The following is a 16,105-nucleotide window of genomic DNA, read 5'->3' as shown; positions in this document are numbered from 1 at the left end:
CATCTCCTTATCAAAATGCACTATCCTTTTCGTACTGGATTCTTAGTATGAAACATCTTCGGACGACTCTTCATTACTTGGAGCGGCATACGGACCATAAAATCTTTCCAATCACTGATACGATAAGGAACAGCTGGGCTAACATAAGGTACCCCAAAACTCTTCAGCCTTACCAAATGACTGCAAAGCAAAAGCATAAAAAGGATGATTCCATACAACCCAAACAATGCAGCACTAAACATGACCACAAAGCGCAGAATACGTAATGTAACCCCTGCATTATACGACGGGATCGCAAAAGAAGAAATAGCTGTTATCGCTACGACAATCACCATAATTGGGCTGACAATCCCAGCTTGTACAGCAGCTTCCCCAATAACAAGTCCACCTACAATTCCTATCGCTGGACCAATCGGTCTAGGTAAACGGAGCCCAGCTTCTCTCAAAATTTCAATTGATATTTCCATGATCAATGCTTCTATAATGGCAGGAAACGGAACGCCTTCTCGCGTCCCAGCAATTGAAATAACTAATTTAGTTGGTATTAATCCGGGATGATAGGAGATAAAGGCAATATAAAGGGCAGGCCCAAACAATGAAACAAAGGCTGCAAGAAAACGTAGTAAACGAAGAGTTGTACCGGGAATCCATCGCTCATAATAATCCTCGGGTGATTGCAGCAGCATACTAAATGTAACCGGAACAATTAAAGCAAAAGGTGTCCCATCTAACAGGATTGCAACTCGTCCTTCCATCAATGCACCCATAACACGGTCAGGCCGTTCCGTACTCTGCACTTGCGGAAATGGGCTAAGGTAATTATCCTCAACAAGTTGCTCTATATAACCTGATTCCTGAATATAATCCATACTGATTTTCTGAATTCTCGCCTTTACCTCTTCTACTATTTCCGGATTAGCAATCCCTTCTATATAAGCGATAACCAATTCTTTTTTAGAAGACTTGCCTACTTGAAATTTCGTTAACAATAAATGAATATTTTCACCATGACTCCTCAAAAGAGCAGTATTTTCCTTTATAGATTCAGTAAAACCTATTCGTGGACCTCTTACCAAAGCCTCTGATATTGGCTCTTCAATTGTTCTTTGTTTTCCTTTTGCTGTACCAAGAATGAGGACAGCAGGTGACCCAGATATTAAAAGTGCCGTCCAGCCTCTCAATACTTTTGACATCAACTCATTAATGTTAGAAATCTCTTTCACTTCACCAATAGGAAGGATTTTATTTTTAATAAATTCTTTTGAAATGGCTCCTTTTTCATAAATGGTTTCCTTTTTATATTCCTCGGAAAAATCATTCATCAATGATCTCAAAATATGTTTTTCAATGATGTCTTTATCGGACAATCCTTCCACAAAGACAATCATAGCCTGGGTGCCCGTTCCTCCTATGTAAAACTCTCGAAATTGTACATCAGAATTCTGGCTCATTTTTTGTCTGATAAGTTCAGCATCCACATTGAAGTTTCCAGTGAAACTATCCAGTGAATCTTCAACCGGCTTGTTGTCATTTTCATGGTGAATTTGATTGGCCTGTTTTTTTATTTTTCCTCTCTTTGATCTCCACACTTTCATTATTCCCACTCTTCCTTAGATGTCTGAATCCAATTAAATAATTTGGACATCAAATATGGTATAAAAAATACAATAAATGTTTGAACGAATACTTGCCAGGATGGAATATAAGAAATTATTGTTTTTAACATATTAATCATCCCTTTATAAAATTGAAATATCTCCCACATTCTAAGGGAACTCTGTACCCTGAAATATAGCTTTATAAAGCTATATTTCCCAAAATTCATTTTTATATAGAAGGTAAGTTAGTTTTTGGTAATTTTAAATATAAATTAATCCTAATAAAAACAAAAAACCGATTCCTCTTATCGCTGATATGCTCCCCTTAAAGTAGACAGATGAAAAAACAAAAATCTGTTGTTACTTTAGGGGGATTTTTTATGTCTAAAAGAAGTAAATATTCTTCTGAGGAAAAGTACCAAATTCTAATGAAATATTTAGAAGGGGAAATAAGCCCCAGCAGATTAATAAAGGAATACAAAATTTCTAATTCCACACTTCTCAGTTGGAAAGACAAATATGAATTATATGGTATTGATGGTTTAGAGGAATCACATGGATGGAAAGAGTATTCAGATGAATTAAGATTAAGTGCCATTCAAGATTATTTATCGGGGGCTTATTCGATATTGGAAATATGTAGAAAGCGTAAAGTAAGCCGTGGCGCTCTCAGAGTCTGGATAAAGAATTATAATAATCATAAGGAAACGAAGAATACTCATCGGAGGAAATCCCTTATGATTCAATCAAAAAAATTATCATTTGAAGAGAAAGTTGAAGCAGTTCATCTCTGTATAAAAAATGGACATAATTATTCAGCTGTAATAGAAAAATATCATATTAGCTACCAGCAAATATACAGCTGGACAAAAAGGTATGAAGCAGAGGGACCAGAATCCCTACGGGATCACCGGGGAAGAAAGAAACCTGTAGAAGAAATGACAGAACAAGAGAAATTAAGGATAAAGGTTAAGGAATTAGAAGCGAAAAATTATCGATTAGAAGTAGAAAATGCTTTATTAAAAAAGTTGGAGGAAATCGAAAGAAGGCGGTACTAAGCAGGGTTCGGAATGAAGTAGTTTATTGTGCTATACGCGAATTAAATGAGGAGAAGAATTGCCCTATTCATCTTCTTTGTTCATTATGCAAGACCAATCGATCTTCATACTATAAATGGCTTAATCGAAAAGAAACGGATCAAGAACGTGAAAATCGTGGTTTATTTAAAGAAATCAAAGCAATTTATCAAAAAGTGGAAGGAATTTATGGTTATCGAAGAATGACAATGAATCTTAACCGCAAAATGAATAAACATTATAATGCGAAAAGGATTCATCGTTTAATGAAATTAGTTGGATTACAAGCGAAGATACGACGGAAAAAGAAATGGGATCATCGTCCTTCAGATAATAATGTAGCAGATAATATCTTGAATCGGGAATTTACAGCAGCACATCCCAATGAAAAATGGGTAACCGATATAACAGAATTGAAATACGGAGAAGGCCAAAAAGCCTATTTAAGCGCTGTTTTAGACCTGTATGACAATTCTATTGTTTCCTATGAAATTGGACATCGAAATGATAATGAGCTAGTCTTTAAGACCATTAAGCGTGCTTTAGCTACGGCTACTTTAGAAGATGAAAAATTATTAATACATAGCGACCGTGGGTTTCAATATACATCAAATGGATTTAAAAAAATAGTCAAAAAAAAACATCTTACTCACAGTATGTCTAGAGTAGGAAAATGTATTGATAATGGATGTATGGAATCATTCTGGGGGACTTTGAAAGTAGAAAGATATTATCTTCATCATTATCAATCCTTTAAGGAACTTCAAAAGGATATAAAAAACTACATTCAATTTTATAACCAAGACCGTTTACAAGCTAAATTTAATGGCCTTAGCCCGATAGAATATCGAACTAAGGCCATTGCCTAGTTTTAGTTTTTGATACTGTCTACTTGACAGGGTGCAGTTCACGCTAAGGAAAATCGGTTTTTTCATTATTTATTGATTTATTACTTTAAAAATTATCATATGAGGAGGAATGATTATAGAACTCCCTCTACTTTTTTGGACTTTTTCAGAACCCATTTGAATATAAGGATATCCACTTAAAGTCTTCATTCTTAAAATGAACCTGTTACCTATCTACTATAAAATAAAATCTTACAAGCTGATGGTAATTTCCTCTGTCGACTTAAATTTTGGAAGCCACTCCCCATGTGCCTCAATTAAATCATCACAAAGGGAAACAATATCATCCAATGACAATTCTGCAGCCGTATGCGGATCCAGCATCGCCGCCTGGTAAATATATTCTCGCTTGCGAGTAATGGCTGCTTCAATGGTTAACAGCTGCGTATTAATATTGGTACGGTTTAATGCGGCAAGCTGTTCAGGGAGGTCTCCTACATACGTTGGCGTGATTCCGCTTCTATCCGCAATACAAGGAACTTCCACACAAGCTTTTTCAGGTAAGTTGCTGATAAGTCTTCCAGTATTCAGTACATTCCCACCAAATTTAAATGGAATATTCGTTTCAATCGCTTCAATAATTCGTGAACCATATTCTTTTGTGCGTACATGGTCTAATGCCCTATTATTTACTAATTCCTCTCTCATTGTTTCCCAATTCTTTATTTGCTGTTCACATCGGCGCGGATATTCATCAAGCGGAATATTGTATTTTTCGATAAGCTCCGGATATTTGGATTTGATAAAGTACGGATGATACTCGGCGTTATGCTCTGATGATTCGGTCACGTAATAACCAAACTTATCCATTAATTCAAATCTCACCATATCATGATGTTTTGTTTTTTGCTTTTCTCTTGCCCTTCTTTTAATCTCTGGATAGAGATCCTCACCATTTCTTCTTACTTCCAATAGCCATGCCATATGGTTAATCCCTGCAATCTTTTCTTGAACCCCTTCTGAATCCATGCCCAATGATTTGAATAGTTCGCTTGTACAAACTTGAACGCTGTGACAAAGGCCGACTGTTTTTATTGCAGTGAAACGATTCATCACGCCTGTTAATACCGCCATAGGGTTTGTGTAATTTAAAAAGAGTGCATCAGGGCAAACCTCTTCCATATCCTTTGCAAAATCCAGCATCACCGGAATGGTCCGAAGATTGCGAAAGATACCGCCTATCCCGATTGTATCAGCAATCGTCTGCCGTAAACCATATTTCTTTGGAATTTCAAAATCAATCACCGTGCTAGGTTTATAACCGCCAACTTGAATAGCATTAATGACGTATTTTGCGTCCTTAAGCGCTTCCTTTCGTTCTAAATAGGCTTTAATTTGAATATTTTTGTTCAAACTTACTTTCAAGTTGGTCAACATATTCTCGGAATCTTTTAATTTTTGTTCATCAATGTCATAAAGTGCGAATTCGAATCCCTCCAACGCTGGAACGAGCATACAATCACCAAGGACATTTTTGGCAAACACCGTGCTTCCCGCACCTAAAAATGTAATTTTCGACATCTTCATCCTCCAAATTTATATTTTTATTTTGTATATTTAGCAACTAGGATCGGCTTTTTAAATTAAGGCTGTGTTAAACTTGCCTGTTGATTTGCGTTCCAGGCGCTTCGTTTTCCGCGGGTGTTCCGGGGAGCCTCCTCGGCGCTTAGGCGCCTGTGGGGTCTCTCCTGCCCTGACTCCCGCAGGACGTTGAATCAGCATCTTTGAATCTACACCGCACGAAGGAAATGCGATAGCATTTTCGAGGATCTCGCGCCTTCCACTCCAATCAACATAGTTGTAAAAATCAACAATGACCTTTAACACAGCCTAGTTTAAAAATCGTCCCATTGCTGTAATCCTAGAACCAGTTTGGTCTAGCTGAATAACAGCATTCATTAACATCAAGTCATAATCTTATTTAGGCAGGTCTAAAAATTAGAACTCCAGATTTTTCTGTTTTCATCCTATGTAACCCTTTAGGAAGATCTGTTTTTTGTTTCCGGATTAAAATTCCTGTACAGCTGAATGTCTCGATTGATATATTGTTAAGATCTTCTTCTAAATCTAGGATGAACTCCTCGGATAACGTGCCATTAACTATAATTAATTCCTCTGGAATATTGGTACCAGACTTAATACAAACATTTGCATAAATGGCGATTAGTTTCGTAAAGTCATTCTCAGTTTCTACTATCGGATAAAGCAATTCTGGTGCGGTTGGCTTTAAATCACCATTCAACAAAACATCTTGGTATTTCTTCGAAAAACCTAGCCAAAATTTTGCCATTTCAAAATGGTCTTTATTTAATTTTTCGAAACGCATGGAAAATTGCGGAACACCGAATAGGGCATTGATTAATTGCAGTGCAGCATTTTCAGTGGTATCTTCTGGACTCCACATAATCATATCGGAATGAACTGCAGTGTTTCCTGATAGCAAGCGTAGATCCATAATCCCAACACGGTTAGTAATTGCATCATTCGGACAATCTCCTACCCTGAAAATATTTCCATATTTTCTCATATAAGGGCCGATATATCTTTGTCTGAATTCAACCATAATGGATGGCTTAATTGATTTTAAACTTTCCATAATATCGGTAAATAAACAATCCACCGCTTCCTGGACTGACTCATAATCTCGTTCTGGGTCAAATTGAATTGCATGGCCCTTCGCTCGATTTAAATCAAATGAATCAATAAAATCAAGTTTAAATCCGTCTAAGTCCCACTCTTTTAGAGCTTTTTCGTAAGTAGAGATCAAATATTCCCTGACTTCTGGGTAACGTGGGTCTAATACTCCTGCTTGAAGATCATCATGAAAATATAAAATTTTGTTTTGGAATCGTTCCCACACTTTTGAATTGATCCCCACAAATGGGACACTATACCATAATAAATATTTCATTCCTAAAGCATGTACTTGTTCAATATGTTTCCGCATGTCCCTGATTCTTTTAGGAGACACTTCCCAATCTCCACAATAAGCATAACCACGATGATTGTCTTCTGTCTGCCAGCCATCATCAACGATGACTGCTCCACAGCCTAATTGTTTTGCAATCTCACATTGTTTCTCGATTTCATCATCAGTAATTTCCTGATGAAAGCTATACCATGTCGAATACATAGGAAGCTTCGCAGTTTCTGGAACAAAGGATGGCCGATATCCTTCCATTTCCTCATACCACAAGGAAATATCTTTGATTGCTTGATAATAAGAGATATCCCTTTTGTCGATTCGAATAACTCCATCATAGGATGATCGAATTTTTGATGGCTCTGTAAATAATGTGATTTGCCCTTTGATCGTTCCAGTTTCTTCGTGGACACCTAGATTAAAATTAACAGTCTCCATCGCATTGGAATATGCTACTGCCAACCTGTTTTGTCCTTCTTGATTATAAAAACAGCCAACAGGGGCTAATACTGTTGCTTTAGAAGAAAAACCTCCATCCCAATCGACACCGAAACTTTTACTACGGAATGATCCTGGATGCCAATAGGATTGAATATCTACAATTGGGTGATGCCATACGAAATTTACTTTCGGGAATTGAATTGGTTGTTCTGATCTAATTTGGATATGAACAAATAAAATTCCATTTACTTCTCTTTGGTCAACTTTGACTTTAACACTATCTTCATGAATGGCCTCAATGTTAACCTTTTGTGCGATCATAGCCTCTCCTCCTGTATTTTTCATGAATTTATAGAGCTACACCTTTTAAGCGTGCAAAATTATTTTTTGTCATAAAAACTAAGATGAGGGCAATACCACTACCACCAAACATGAAAAACAGACCTGGATAGATTAAAAAAAGAAGTGACAACAGAATGACAGTGATGATGATCATGATCGTTTTTATCGGGTTAGATATTCCTATTAATGTGGCATATTTAAAATAATGAAATGTTTTAACTTCAAAATAGTTAAATACCTGAATAATATAGAGTAAATTCACTACATAAAATAGCAGCATTGATAAATTCATAAGGTAAAGAACCTTAAATACCAAGGTGTCATACCTATGGAAAAATTGAAGATCCGTCATAAGGATGGAACCTATTAAAACGATAACAAAACCCATTTTGTTCGATTTTAAAAAGTTAGATTTATAGGAATTCCAAAAAGTCGCTACCATTTTTGTATCCTTTTTGTTCATCCATTCCATAACAATATGGAACATTGCAACAGTGGCTGGGAATAATCCGAACACCACAAAACCAAGTAATGTAAATCCAATCCATAATACGTTTAAAATGAACAATTTCATGATCCATTCAAATAATTGATAAATTCTTGCGATCACAGCTAACTTCCTCCTATCTGTCATCCTTGTTCAGGTAGTGAAAAAACATTATTTGATACCTGTATTTTGAACGCCATCGAGGATGTAGCGCTGTGCAATAAAAAATACGATAATGGGTGGAATACAAATTAATAGAGTCGAAGCCATGATAGAAGTCATATCAACTCCAAACATCCCTTTGAATTGCATGAGTCCTAACGTTAAAGTGTATTTGCTTTGATCGTTCAGAAAAATTAAAGGTCCTAAATAATCATTCCATGCGTTTAACATTTGGAACACACCGACTACCACTAACACTGGAGACATTAAAGGAATGAATATCCTAATAAAAATTTGAACATGGTTCGCCCCGTCAATGATCGCTGCTTCTTCCATTTCTTTAGGAACTCCTAATAAAAATTGACGAAGTAAAAAAATGAAATAAGGTGATCCAAAGAAGGTCGGAACAATCAGCGGTTTCAAAGTATTAATCCAGCCCAAATGATTAAATTCCATATATAAGGGAATCGCAGTTACATCCCAGGGAATCATCATTCCTGCAAGTAAAATTAGAAAAAGAATATTCCTTCCTTTAAAATTGAATCTGGCAAATCCATAGGCCACTAAAGAAGATGATAACAATTGTCCTATGATGCCTACTCCTGTAACAATCAAAGAATTTTTCAGAAACGTATTAAAAGGTAAAACAGTCCAGGCTTTATAAAAATTACTAAATTCAAAATGAGACGGAATTAGTTTCGGAGGAAAAACAAATGTCTCAGAAGGGGTTTTTAATGCTGTAATGAACATCCAAAGAAATGGTGCGATAAATAATAAACTAAAAATGATCAGTATTGTATGTACAAAAACCTTCGATGTTATACTTCTCGTATTCATCATATTTCCTCCTTTCCTATTTCTGTTTCTTTTTCACTTCATTTTCATAGTAAACCCAAGTATTAGATGATTTGAAAACTAATAATGTCAATGTCAAAATAATTAAGAACATAATCCATGCATTTGCGGATGCATAACCCATTTTAAAATACTTGAAAGCATTTTCATAAACATACATCGCATAGAAATACGTTTTTCTTAAGGGACCTCCACCCGTAAGAACAAGCGCTAGAGTTAACTGCTGAAATGCTGAAATGATAGCAGTAATGACATTAAACAGAAGAGTTGGACTCAGCATCGGAAGTGTTATTTTAACGAACTTATGCCATTTACTTGCACCATCTATTTCAGCAGCTTCATATAGATCTTTTGGTATATTTTTTAAGCCGGCTAAAAATATCAACATCATAGCACCTTGACCCCAAATCCCTGCAAACACAATAGCGAATAGTGACCAGGTGGGATCATTTAGCCAGTTTGGTCCCTTTATGCCTATTAATGACAGGAAATAGTTTAGTAAACCGTATTCTCCGTCGTACATCCATGACCAAATCATTGAAAGGGCTACTCCCGAAACAACCGTAGGTAGATAGAATATCGTTCTGTAGCCTGAAAGCCATTTTACTTTTTGATTTAATAATATAGCTAGCAAGAGAGCAATACCGATGTTTAACGGTACTAAAATAGCTGCAAACTTAAAAGTAACGCCTAAAGATTGCCAAAACACTGGATCATTTGTAAACATATCAACATAATTTTTGAAACCAATAAACTTTGGGGTTCCAACCACAGGCCAATCAAAAAAGCTAATGACAAGAGAAAAAATTAAGGGTCCGAACGTAAAACAGAAGAAACCAATGATCCAAGGAGAAATGAATAGATAGGGAGCAAGTTCTCCCCATCTATTTTTTGATAGTATGGATATTCGTTCGGGAACCGTTTGAGTTATTTTATTTTCAGTTTTCATAATCATGAAAAGATCCCCTTCTTTCTCTTAAAACTATTTTTTCAATGAAGGCTCTGTTAATTTAACCGCTTCATTCAAGGCTTTATCTGCTGAACTTTGCCCTAATAATACACTGCTAATGGCATAATCTAAGTTTTTGTCAAATTCAGTCCATTTGCTTGTAAGTAAAAATCCTGGAGTATCTGATGATTTTTCAAGCATCGAATAGAATGTATTTAATAACGGATCATTTTTATAATTTTGTTCTGAAGCCACACTCTTCAATACTGGCATATCAGCCTTTCTCATTTTTGCTGCATCTGCTGATACATAGTATTTGATAAATTTCCAAGCCAAGTCTTTTTCTTTAGAGTCTTTAGCCATTGCAATTCCTGCGGAGTGGATCACACCTTTTGAAGGTTGCCCATTAAAGGATGGAATTTCTGCAGTCCCAAAATCCATGCCAGCCTTTTTAAAATCTTCTAGCGGCCAAATGCCGTTCTCGATCATCGCAATTTTCCCTGATTTGAAATTATCACTAATTTTGTCAGAGGCAGAAGCCACAATAGCACTTTTTTCATCAATCATTTGTTTAAAGTCTTTAAGAATTTCTTGTGTTTTTGCACTATTCATATATCCATCTACTTTTTTGCCGTCAGGACTAATGAAACTACTACCATTACTCCATACAAATTCTTGGAATGCATATGAATTATTTTTAGGAGCGAAGACAAATCCATATTGTTTCTTTTCAGGATTCGATAACTTTTTCGCTGCATCACTGAACTGTTCCCATGTCCAATTAGAAGTCGGAAGTGGTATCCCTGCTTCTTGGAAAAGTTTTTTATTATAGTAAATAACACGAGTAGTAAAACCAATTGGAAATCCATAGGTACCATTATTGAATTTGTGATAGTTTAATATATTTGTATAAAAATCATCAATGGTAGTTTTAAAACTACTGTCTTTTTTTACATAGTCATCAAGTGGCTCCAGAGATTTATAGTAATCTGGATAATTCCACATATACATGACATCAGGGGGATTTTTTGCTCCGAAAGAAGCAGCCAGCTTATCGTCAAACCCGTCAGCATATGCTTCAACCTGCACTTTTACTCCTGGATTCGCTTTTTCAAACTTTTTAGCAATATCTTGCTCGTATTTGAGACTCTCACCTGTATCCCATGTAGCAAAGCGTAAAACTTTATCTCCACTTTTACCTTGACTAGCAGTTTTCTCACTGTTACCGCAAGCAGAGAGCAACATTCCAAGAGAAATAGCAAGAATAAATAATAACGACAATCCTTTTTTCATCATAAAATCCCCCTATCAATTCTTAATGAAGATCAATTTTGTCTTTTCTTTAACTATCTTGAAATCCAGCTGAAAGAAAGCGCTATCATTTTTGCTTAAAATTTTTAGCTCCCATCACCTCCACAACTTTTTCTAATGATCAAACTAGTCGGGACAACTACTTTTAATGGAAGGTTTCTCCCATTTATGCGTTCGACTAGAAGATTTACTGCTACTTTCCCCATTTCCTCAGTATGAACGTTAACAGTGGATAATGGAGGAGTAACAAATTCACATAATTCGATCCCATCAAAGCCAAAGATTGCGACATCTTCAGGTACTTTTAATCCTGCATCCGTTAAGGCTTTCATCGCACCAATGGCCATAGGGTCGCTTCCAATGAAAAAGGCGGTAGGGAGATTTCCTGAATTAATCGCTTCCTCCATTAGCGTTAAGCCATCTTTCGTTGTCCATTTTCCTATATAAGTATATTCCGAGTTGTATAGACCCCGGTCTGTTAGCACTTTTTCATAAGTTCTTTTTCGTATATCTTGAATATCTAATTTCCCTGATAATCCAGCCATGGTATATGATTGTCCGCCAATATAGCCTATTTTCTCGTGTCCTAATTCCAATAAGTATTGAATAACATTCGAAGTGGCTTTTTCAAAATCTATCACAACTGAATCATAAAGTTGTTCATCAGGAGATACATCGACAAACACTAAATGTTTTACTAACTTTACTTGATTTTCCACTTCTTCTTGACCAATGACTCCAACAACTATTAATCCATCCAATCCTTCGAGATCCTTTTTATTAAAAGGAGGTCTCAATATTTTCGATAAATCAATTCCCAATTCAAACATCCTTTTTTCTATCCCATTGCGGATGGCCGAATAATAAGGATCATCAAATTCTGATTCCAGTGAAAGATACATCAATAGTCCAATTTTTTCGTATTTCTTAGGATCATTTATTTTTTTGGGTTTGTTCCGTTGCCTTTTAGGAATGTAATCTAGCTCTTCCGCAACCTTAAGGATTTTATTGCGAGTCTCTTCTGTTACAGATAAAGTTTGATCATCATTTAATACTCTTGAAACGGTCGTTTTTGATATTTGTGCCTTTTTGGCGATTTCATTTATAGTTGCCAATTCGATTACCTCTTTACTTATGTTTAGTAAATTTAGTTAACAATTTACTAAACATTTTTTATAGATAAAATATATCAAATTCAAATAATAAGCGCAATAGTAATTTTCAGAATTTTTATCGAATAATTACCATAACCTTTATAAACAAGGATTTAGAAAGAATAACAGCATTTTAAATTCACTATCTTCATTAGTATATCACCAGTAAATTTAGTAAACTTTCTATATGATTCAGTAAAAGTCTTTGGAAAATAACTAAATCCTAAAGAAAAGACCAAATCAGAATGCGATTTGGCCTGCTAATTCGTATGCTATTTGCGATTATTCTCCACTAATAAGGAACTAGTTATTTAACAACTTGGTTTTTATAAGGCTATGTTAAACTTGTCTGTTGATTTGCGCTCCAGGCGCTTCGCTTTCCGCGCGTTCCGGGGAGCCTCCTCGACGCTTAAGCGTCTGCGGGGTCTCCCCTGCCCCGTACTCCCGCAGGAGTCTCGCTCCTTCCGCCCCAATCAACATAGTTTCAATATCAACAATGCCCTTTAACACAGCCTTTTATAAAAAAATATGAAAATTTTAGCATTAAGAATTGTCCAGCTTTGCAACTGATTCCGCTCTTCTAAAATTCGTCGTCCCAATATCCCTGATACCTTGCCCTGTAACAGGCATCACACGTTGGAAATGAGTGATTCCATGGCAGCTTCTTCCCACATGTTTTACACTTTTTCTCAAATTTCTTAATATCTGTTTTCAGCCTCTCCTGGACCATGTCACTGATTTCCTCGCGAAGACGTTCCCAATAAATCGTTTCTGTTCGCTCACCTAAACGGTATAAAAATAAAAGATGCAGACCAACTGCCTTATAGCTTAACTCCAGTTCTTCAAGACTGCGCTCCTTTACAATAGGTTCAGGCAGTTCTCTTCCCTGAATAATAGAGTACATTGTTTCTTCCCATTGTTTTGTTAACGCAGGTTCATTTTTAGAATAAGGAAGGTGTAAAAAGCCATACAAGTCCATAAGCGTTAACCGCGCTTCAATTTCTGTCCCGGCTATCATTTCATAAAGCATCCGTTCCTCAGCGAGCGATGATTTTTTCGTACCTTTAGGGCTCTCAAACTTCCCCCACAGTTCAAAGAAAGTGCCTAGGTCATGGTAGTAGCGTTGAAAACGTTCGAAAATTGAATTGGTTGGGGCAATGGCAAATGTTTGTACGGGCCTGTCCTCTTGATGCAGTAAATTTTTCATTTTTTTGATGTCATTTGTAAAAGCAACCTTTCCAACATCATAAATCCCTTTGCGCCCGGCCCTTCCAGCAATTTGCTTAACTTCCTGCGAGGTTAAGAGCCGTCTTCTTGTTCCATCAAACTTTTCATTTTCCAAAAAAACAATCCGTCGAATTGGTAAATTTAAGCCCATTCCAATGGCATCGGTCGCGACCATAACCTTTGTTTTTCCCTCATTAAATTGTTGAATTTGCTTCTTGCGAGTTTCAGGGGGCATACTGCCGTAAATCATACTCACGGAATGGCCATCATTTTGCAGCCTTGATGCCATTTCCAACACACGCCTTCTTGAAAAGCAAATAAGGGCATCCCCTTTTTTAATATGTTTGATATCAAATTTCTTTGACTCCACCTCAAGCGGGGTATTGCGACTGTAATCATGAATTTCGATATCGGCATCCCCTAAAAGCTCAAGCAACATGTTTTGTGAATTTCTGCTACCAATGATGTGAAGCTCCAAAGCATTAGCTTTGGTAATCGCCTTATACCAAGAAAAACCGCGGTCCTTATCGGTAATCATCTGTGCCTCGTCAATAACGACTACTTCATAAAACTCTTTTTCATGAAACATTTCCACAGTACAGGCTATATGACTTGCATTTGGAACCATTTTTTCTTCTTCGCCTGTTTTTAATGAGCAAGGTATACCCTCTGCGTTTAATTTATCATAAACCTCAAGGGCTAACAGTCTTAGAGGGGCAAGGTATAATCCACTCGCTGCTTCTTTCATTTTTTCGAGCGCATGATGGGTTTTTCCTGTATTGGTTTCACCGATATGAAGAACATAACGGACATGACGCTTTAATGAAGGATCATATTCTGTCGAAAAAATGTCCTTCATGATTCTCTCTTCTTCTTCTTTTCTCCGCTGGATTTCTGCTTGTTCTTCAGCTTGCCTTCTTTCACGTTCTTCTAGATCTTTTTCCAATATCCGCTGATGTACTGTTATATCAAAAGAAATGTCAGCCAGTTTTATTAAATCAGAAAGATATTCTGCTTGAATGTCCTCAAGAATATAACCCTCGATATCATACAAAAGCTCGATCATACAGCCCTTTACAAAGGATGCACTTACTTCTTTACCAAACGTTTGAGAGAATTCATTTTTTAGGTCAGGCGGAAGTTCCACTACAACTTTTTTAGGAAGTAATTCTGTAAGATAATCAGAAATTAAGCCCTCATAAAGATAAAAATAGGTTTCATTTTGAAAATTTTTATTGCTCCAATCTAGTGTTGATTGGATGCCCCCGGTCAGTTCCTCAAAAAAGTCCGCAACCGTTTTATAATTCGATTGAATCTCAACATTATTTTGTAGATCGGCAGCTAACTGCTTAGCAACAAAGTGGCGGGCATGCAAGTAGATCTGTTCATATTTTTCTTCCAGCCAATCAGCAGCCAGTTCTTCAATTTCTTCTCGCAGTGCAAACTTTTTTTCTTCAATTTGTGCTTCGGCCTCTCTTTTTCGAAAGTTTTCCTTTGCTTGCTCGTAACACTCAGCCCATTTCACTTCCTGCCCTTTAAAAGTTTCCGTAACCCATGACAGGACGTCAAAAGGCAAATATGTTCTCATTTCATCACGAAAAAGTTTATTAATCAGCTTTCGATCCACACCCTGAACTTCATATTCCTTCTCGCTTAAATATAGCTTTTTTTCGTCTTTGGATACATCATTTGTGGATTTGTTAAGCCAGACATTGATCCAAAGCTGTTCAAGATATTGTCTGCGATCCGTTATATATTGGTCAAAGCTTGGCAGGGTTTCTTTCCTTTCTAAATACTGGTCAATATCTTGATATACTTTCATTTTTGTATGTTCAATTGCTTGAGGGTAAATGCTTATTAATTTGCTCATGAAATTCCCTCCAATATGATTTATTTTTCCGTCATAATTATGTATAATGGTAGTCAAGAAGTGCTCATAGTAAAAAAGACCGAGCATGACAAAGATACTCGGTCATGCAATAGTTGGTTCCCTTAAAGGGGATTGGCGTAAAGGGCAGTAATCCACCGCTTATGCTTGCCGGCTCAAGGGTGGATTATTTTTTTTGGTGAAATGACAGGACCGTGACAATGAGACCCGCAAACGAAATTGCCAGCATCAATGCTTGAAAAACTGTCAAATAGCATCACCTCCTTTCATTAGGAGATGTGCCTCCACCCTTGAGAAATTCCTATTCTATTGCATTTACATTATAACACCTAACAATTTATCGAACAAGCGTTCTTCTAAATATTATGCTCTTGACAGTATTCATCCACCAGGTCCTCAATTTGGTCAAATTCAGGAAACTTTCCGGAGAAATGAAATTTGATTTCTTCAATAAATTCCTCTCTATTATACACATGTATTGCACCATTTTGTTGAATCAAACTGAATTCTGGTACAAACCTATACCCGTTCCGTTCAATTGCTCCCATAATAAGTCCCCTTTTTAGATTTTTTTTTAGTATAAGCAGAAAAATGGGAGACTAATCCTATCATAAGGTAGATCTAATACTGATTATGACCATTTTTAGCTTGTGCTTCAAACTTTGTACTACTTACTACAAATTAAGGGATGCTTACTACATAATTAAATGTACTTACTACAGATTTACAAACACTAACTACATTATTAGGATTTAATTACCAAACAAGCGTTGCTTACTACCTA

General features: G+C 36.3%; 13 protein-coding genes. 2 read left to right on the top strand and 11 right to left on the bottom strand.

The genetic code is table 11. The annotated features are described in order from the left end of the window. Nucleotides 1-20: 20 nt before the first annotated feature. Nucleotides 21-1,595 (bottom strand): spore germination protein, encoded by a 1,575-nt coding sequence (locus BN1082_RS12935; protein WP_090635035.1) that lies wholly within the window; start codon nt 1,593-1,595, stop codon nt 21-23. 383 nt (nt 1,596-1,978) lie between these two features. On the opposite strand from BN1082_RS12935, the gene BN1082_RS12925 reads away from it, so the two are divergent. Then, nucleotides 1,979-2,656 (top strand): helix-turn-helix domain-containing protein, encoded by a 678-nt coding sequence (locus tag BN1082_RS12925; RefSeq protein WP_176699691.1) that lies wholly within the window; start codon nt 1,979-1,981, stop codon nt 2,654-2,656. Next, nucleotides 2,575-3,543 carry an IS3 family transposase gene (locus tag BN1082_RS12920; RefSeq protein ID WP_141650833.1) on the top strand — a complete coding sequence of 323 codons (969 nt, stop codon included), beginning with the start codon at nt 2,575-2,577 and terminating at the stop codon, nt 3,541-3,543. The genes BN1082_RS12925 and BN1082_RS12920 overlap by 82 nt, the downstream gene beginning before the upstream one ends. A 231-nt stretch (nt 3,544-3,774) precedes the next feature. On the opposite strand, the gene melA is transcribed toward BN1082_RS12920, so the two are convergent. The 10 genes from melA to BN1082_RS12870 form a co-directional block, all read right to left on the bottom strand. Continuing rightward, the gene (melA, locus tag BN1082_RS12915) at nt 3,775-5,103 is read right to left on the bottom strand and encodes an alpha-glucosidase/alpha-galactosidase (protein WP_090635034.1); all 1,329 of its coding nucleotides are present in this window, start codon (nt 5,101-5,103) and stop codon (nt 3,775-3,777) included. Nucleotides 5,104-5,503: 400 nt separating this feature from the next. Then, a complete protein-coding gene (locus tag BN1082_RS12905; RefSeq protein WP_090635032.1) occupies nt 5,504-7,267 on the bottom strand; it encodes a glycoside hydrolase family 36 protein in 1,764 nt (587 codons plus the stop codon). A 28-nt stretch (nt 7,268-7,295) separates the two neighbouring features. Then, nucleotides 7,296-7,898 (bottom strand): YesL family protein, encoded by a 603-nt coding sequence (locus tag BN1082_RS12900; protein WP_090635031.1) that lies wholly within the window; start codon nt 7,896-7,898, stop codon nt 7,296-7,298. A 48-nt stretch (nt 7,899-7,946) separates the two neighbouring features. Continuing rightward, on the bottom strand, nt 7,947-8,774 hold the full coding sequence (locus BN1082_RS12895; RefSeq protein WP_090635030.1) for a carbohydrate ABC transporter permease: 828 nt from the start codon (nt 8,772-8,774) through the stop codon (nt 7,947-7,949). 16 nt (nt 8,775-8,790) lie between these two features. Then, on the bottom strand, nt 8,791-9,747 hold the full coding sequence (locus BN1082_RS12890; RefSeq protein WP_090635029.1) for a carbohydrate ABC transporter permease: 957 nt from the start codon (nt 9,745-9,747) through the stop codon (nt 8,791-8,793). 27 nt (nt 9,748-9,774) lie between these two features. Continuing rightward, complete coding sequence (locus tag BN1082_RS12885) at nt 9,775-11,034, bottom strand: ABC transporter substrate-binding protein (RefSeq protein ID WP_090635028.1); 1,260 nt, start codon at nt 11,032-11,034, stop codon at nt 9,775-9,777. Between the two features lie 104 nt (nt 11,035-11,138). After that, nucleotides 11,139-12,167: a LacI family DNA-binding transcriptional regulator gene (locus BN1082_RS12880; protein ID WP_090635027.1), complete on the bottom strand. Its 1,029-nt coding sequence runs from the start codon at nt 12,165-12,167 to the stop codon at nt 11,139-11,141. A gap of 619 nt (nt 12,168-12,786) precedes the next feature. After that, nucleotides 12,787-15,303, bottom strand: coding sequence for a DEAD/DEAH box helicase (locus BN1082_RS12875; RefSeq protein WP_090635026.1), 2,517 nt, complete (start codon nt 15,301-15,303; stop codon nt 12,787-12,789). Nucleotides 15,304-15,487: 184 nt separating this feature from the next. Beyond that, nucleotides 15,488-15,571, bottom strand: a complete 84-nt coding sequence (locus tag BN1082_RS28880) for a putative holin-like toxin (RefSeq protein ID WP_425412168.1) — start codon at nt 15,569-15,571, stop codon at nt 15,488-15,490. A gap of 106 nt (nt 15,572-15,677) precedes the next feature. Beyond that, entirely contained in the window at nt 15,678-15,869 is a 192-nt protein-coding gene (locus BN1082_RS12870) for a YbxH family protein (RefSeq protein ID WP_090635025.1), read from the bottom strand. Between the last annotated feature and the right edge of the window lie 236 nt (nt 15,870-16,105).

Origin of the sequence: Neobacillus massiliamazoniensis (genome assembly GCF_001048695.1) — a bacterium.
GTDB classification, from domain to species: domain Bacteria; phylum Bacillota; class Bacilli; order Bacillales; family Cytobacillaceae; genus Neobacillus; species Neobacillus massiliamazoniensis.
This window is presented reverse-complemented; position numbering and strand designations above follow the sequence as displayed.

Bases quoted from the DNA above. Each gene is read 5' to 3' on its own strand.
- BN1082_RS12935 (WP_090635035.1), bottom strand. From the start codon at position 1,595: ATGAAAGTGTGGAGATCAAAGAGAGGAAAAATAAAAAAACAGGCCAAT.
- BN1082_RS12925 (WP_176699691.1), top strand. From the start codon at position 1,979: ATGTCTAAAAGAAGTAAATATTCTTCTGAGGAAAAGTACCAAATTCTA.
- melA (WP_090635034.1), bottom strand. From the start codon at position 5,103: ATGTCGAAAATTACATTTTTAGGTGCGGGAAGCACGGTGTTTGCCAAA.
- BN1082_RS12905 (WP_090635032.1), bottom strand. From the start codon at position 7,267: ATGATCGCACAAAAGGTTAACATTGAGGCCATTCATGAAGATAGTGTT.
- BN1082_RS12895 (WP_090635030.1), bottom strand. From the start codon at position 8,774: ATGAATACGAGAAGTATAACATCGAAGGTTTTTGTACATACAATACTG.
- BN1082_RS12890 (WP_090635029.1), bottom strand. From the start codon at position 9,747: ATGATTATGAAAACTGAAAATAAAATAACTCAAACGGTTCCCGAACGA.
- BN1082_RS12885 (WP_090635028.1), bottom strand. From the start codon at position 11,034: ATGAAAAAAGGATTGTCGTTATTATTTATTCTTGCTATTTCTCTTGGA.
- BN1082_RS12875 (WP_090635026.1), bottom strand. From the start codon at position 15,303: ATGAGCAAATTAATAAGCATTTACCCTCAAGCAATTGAACATACAAAA.
- BN1082_RS12870 (WP_090635025.1), bottom strand. From the start codon at position 15,869: ATGGGAGCAATTGAACGGAACGGGTATAGGTTTGTACCAGAATTCAGT.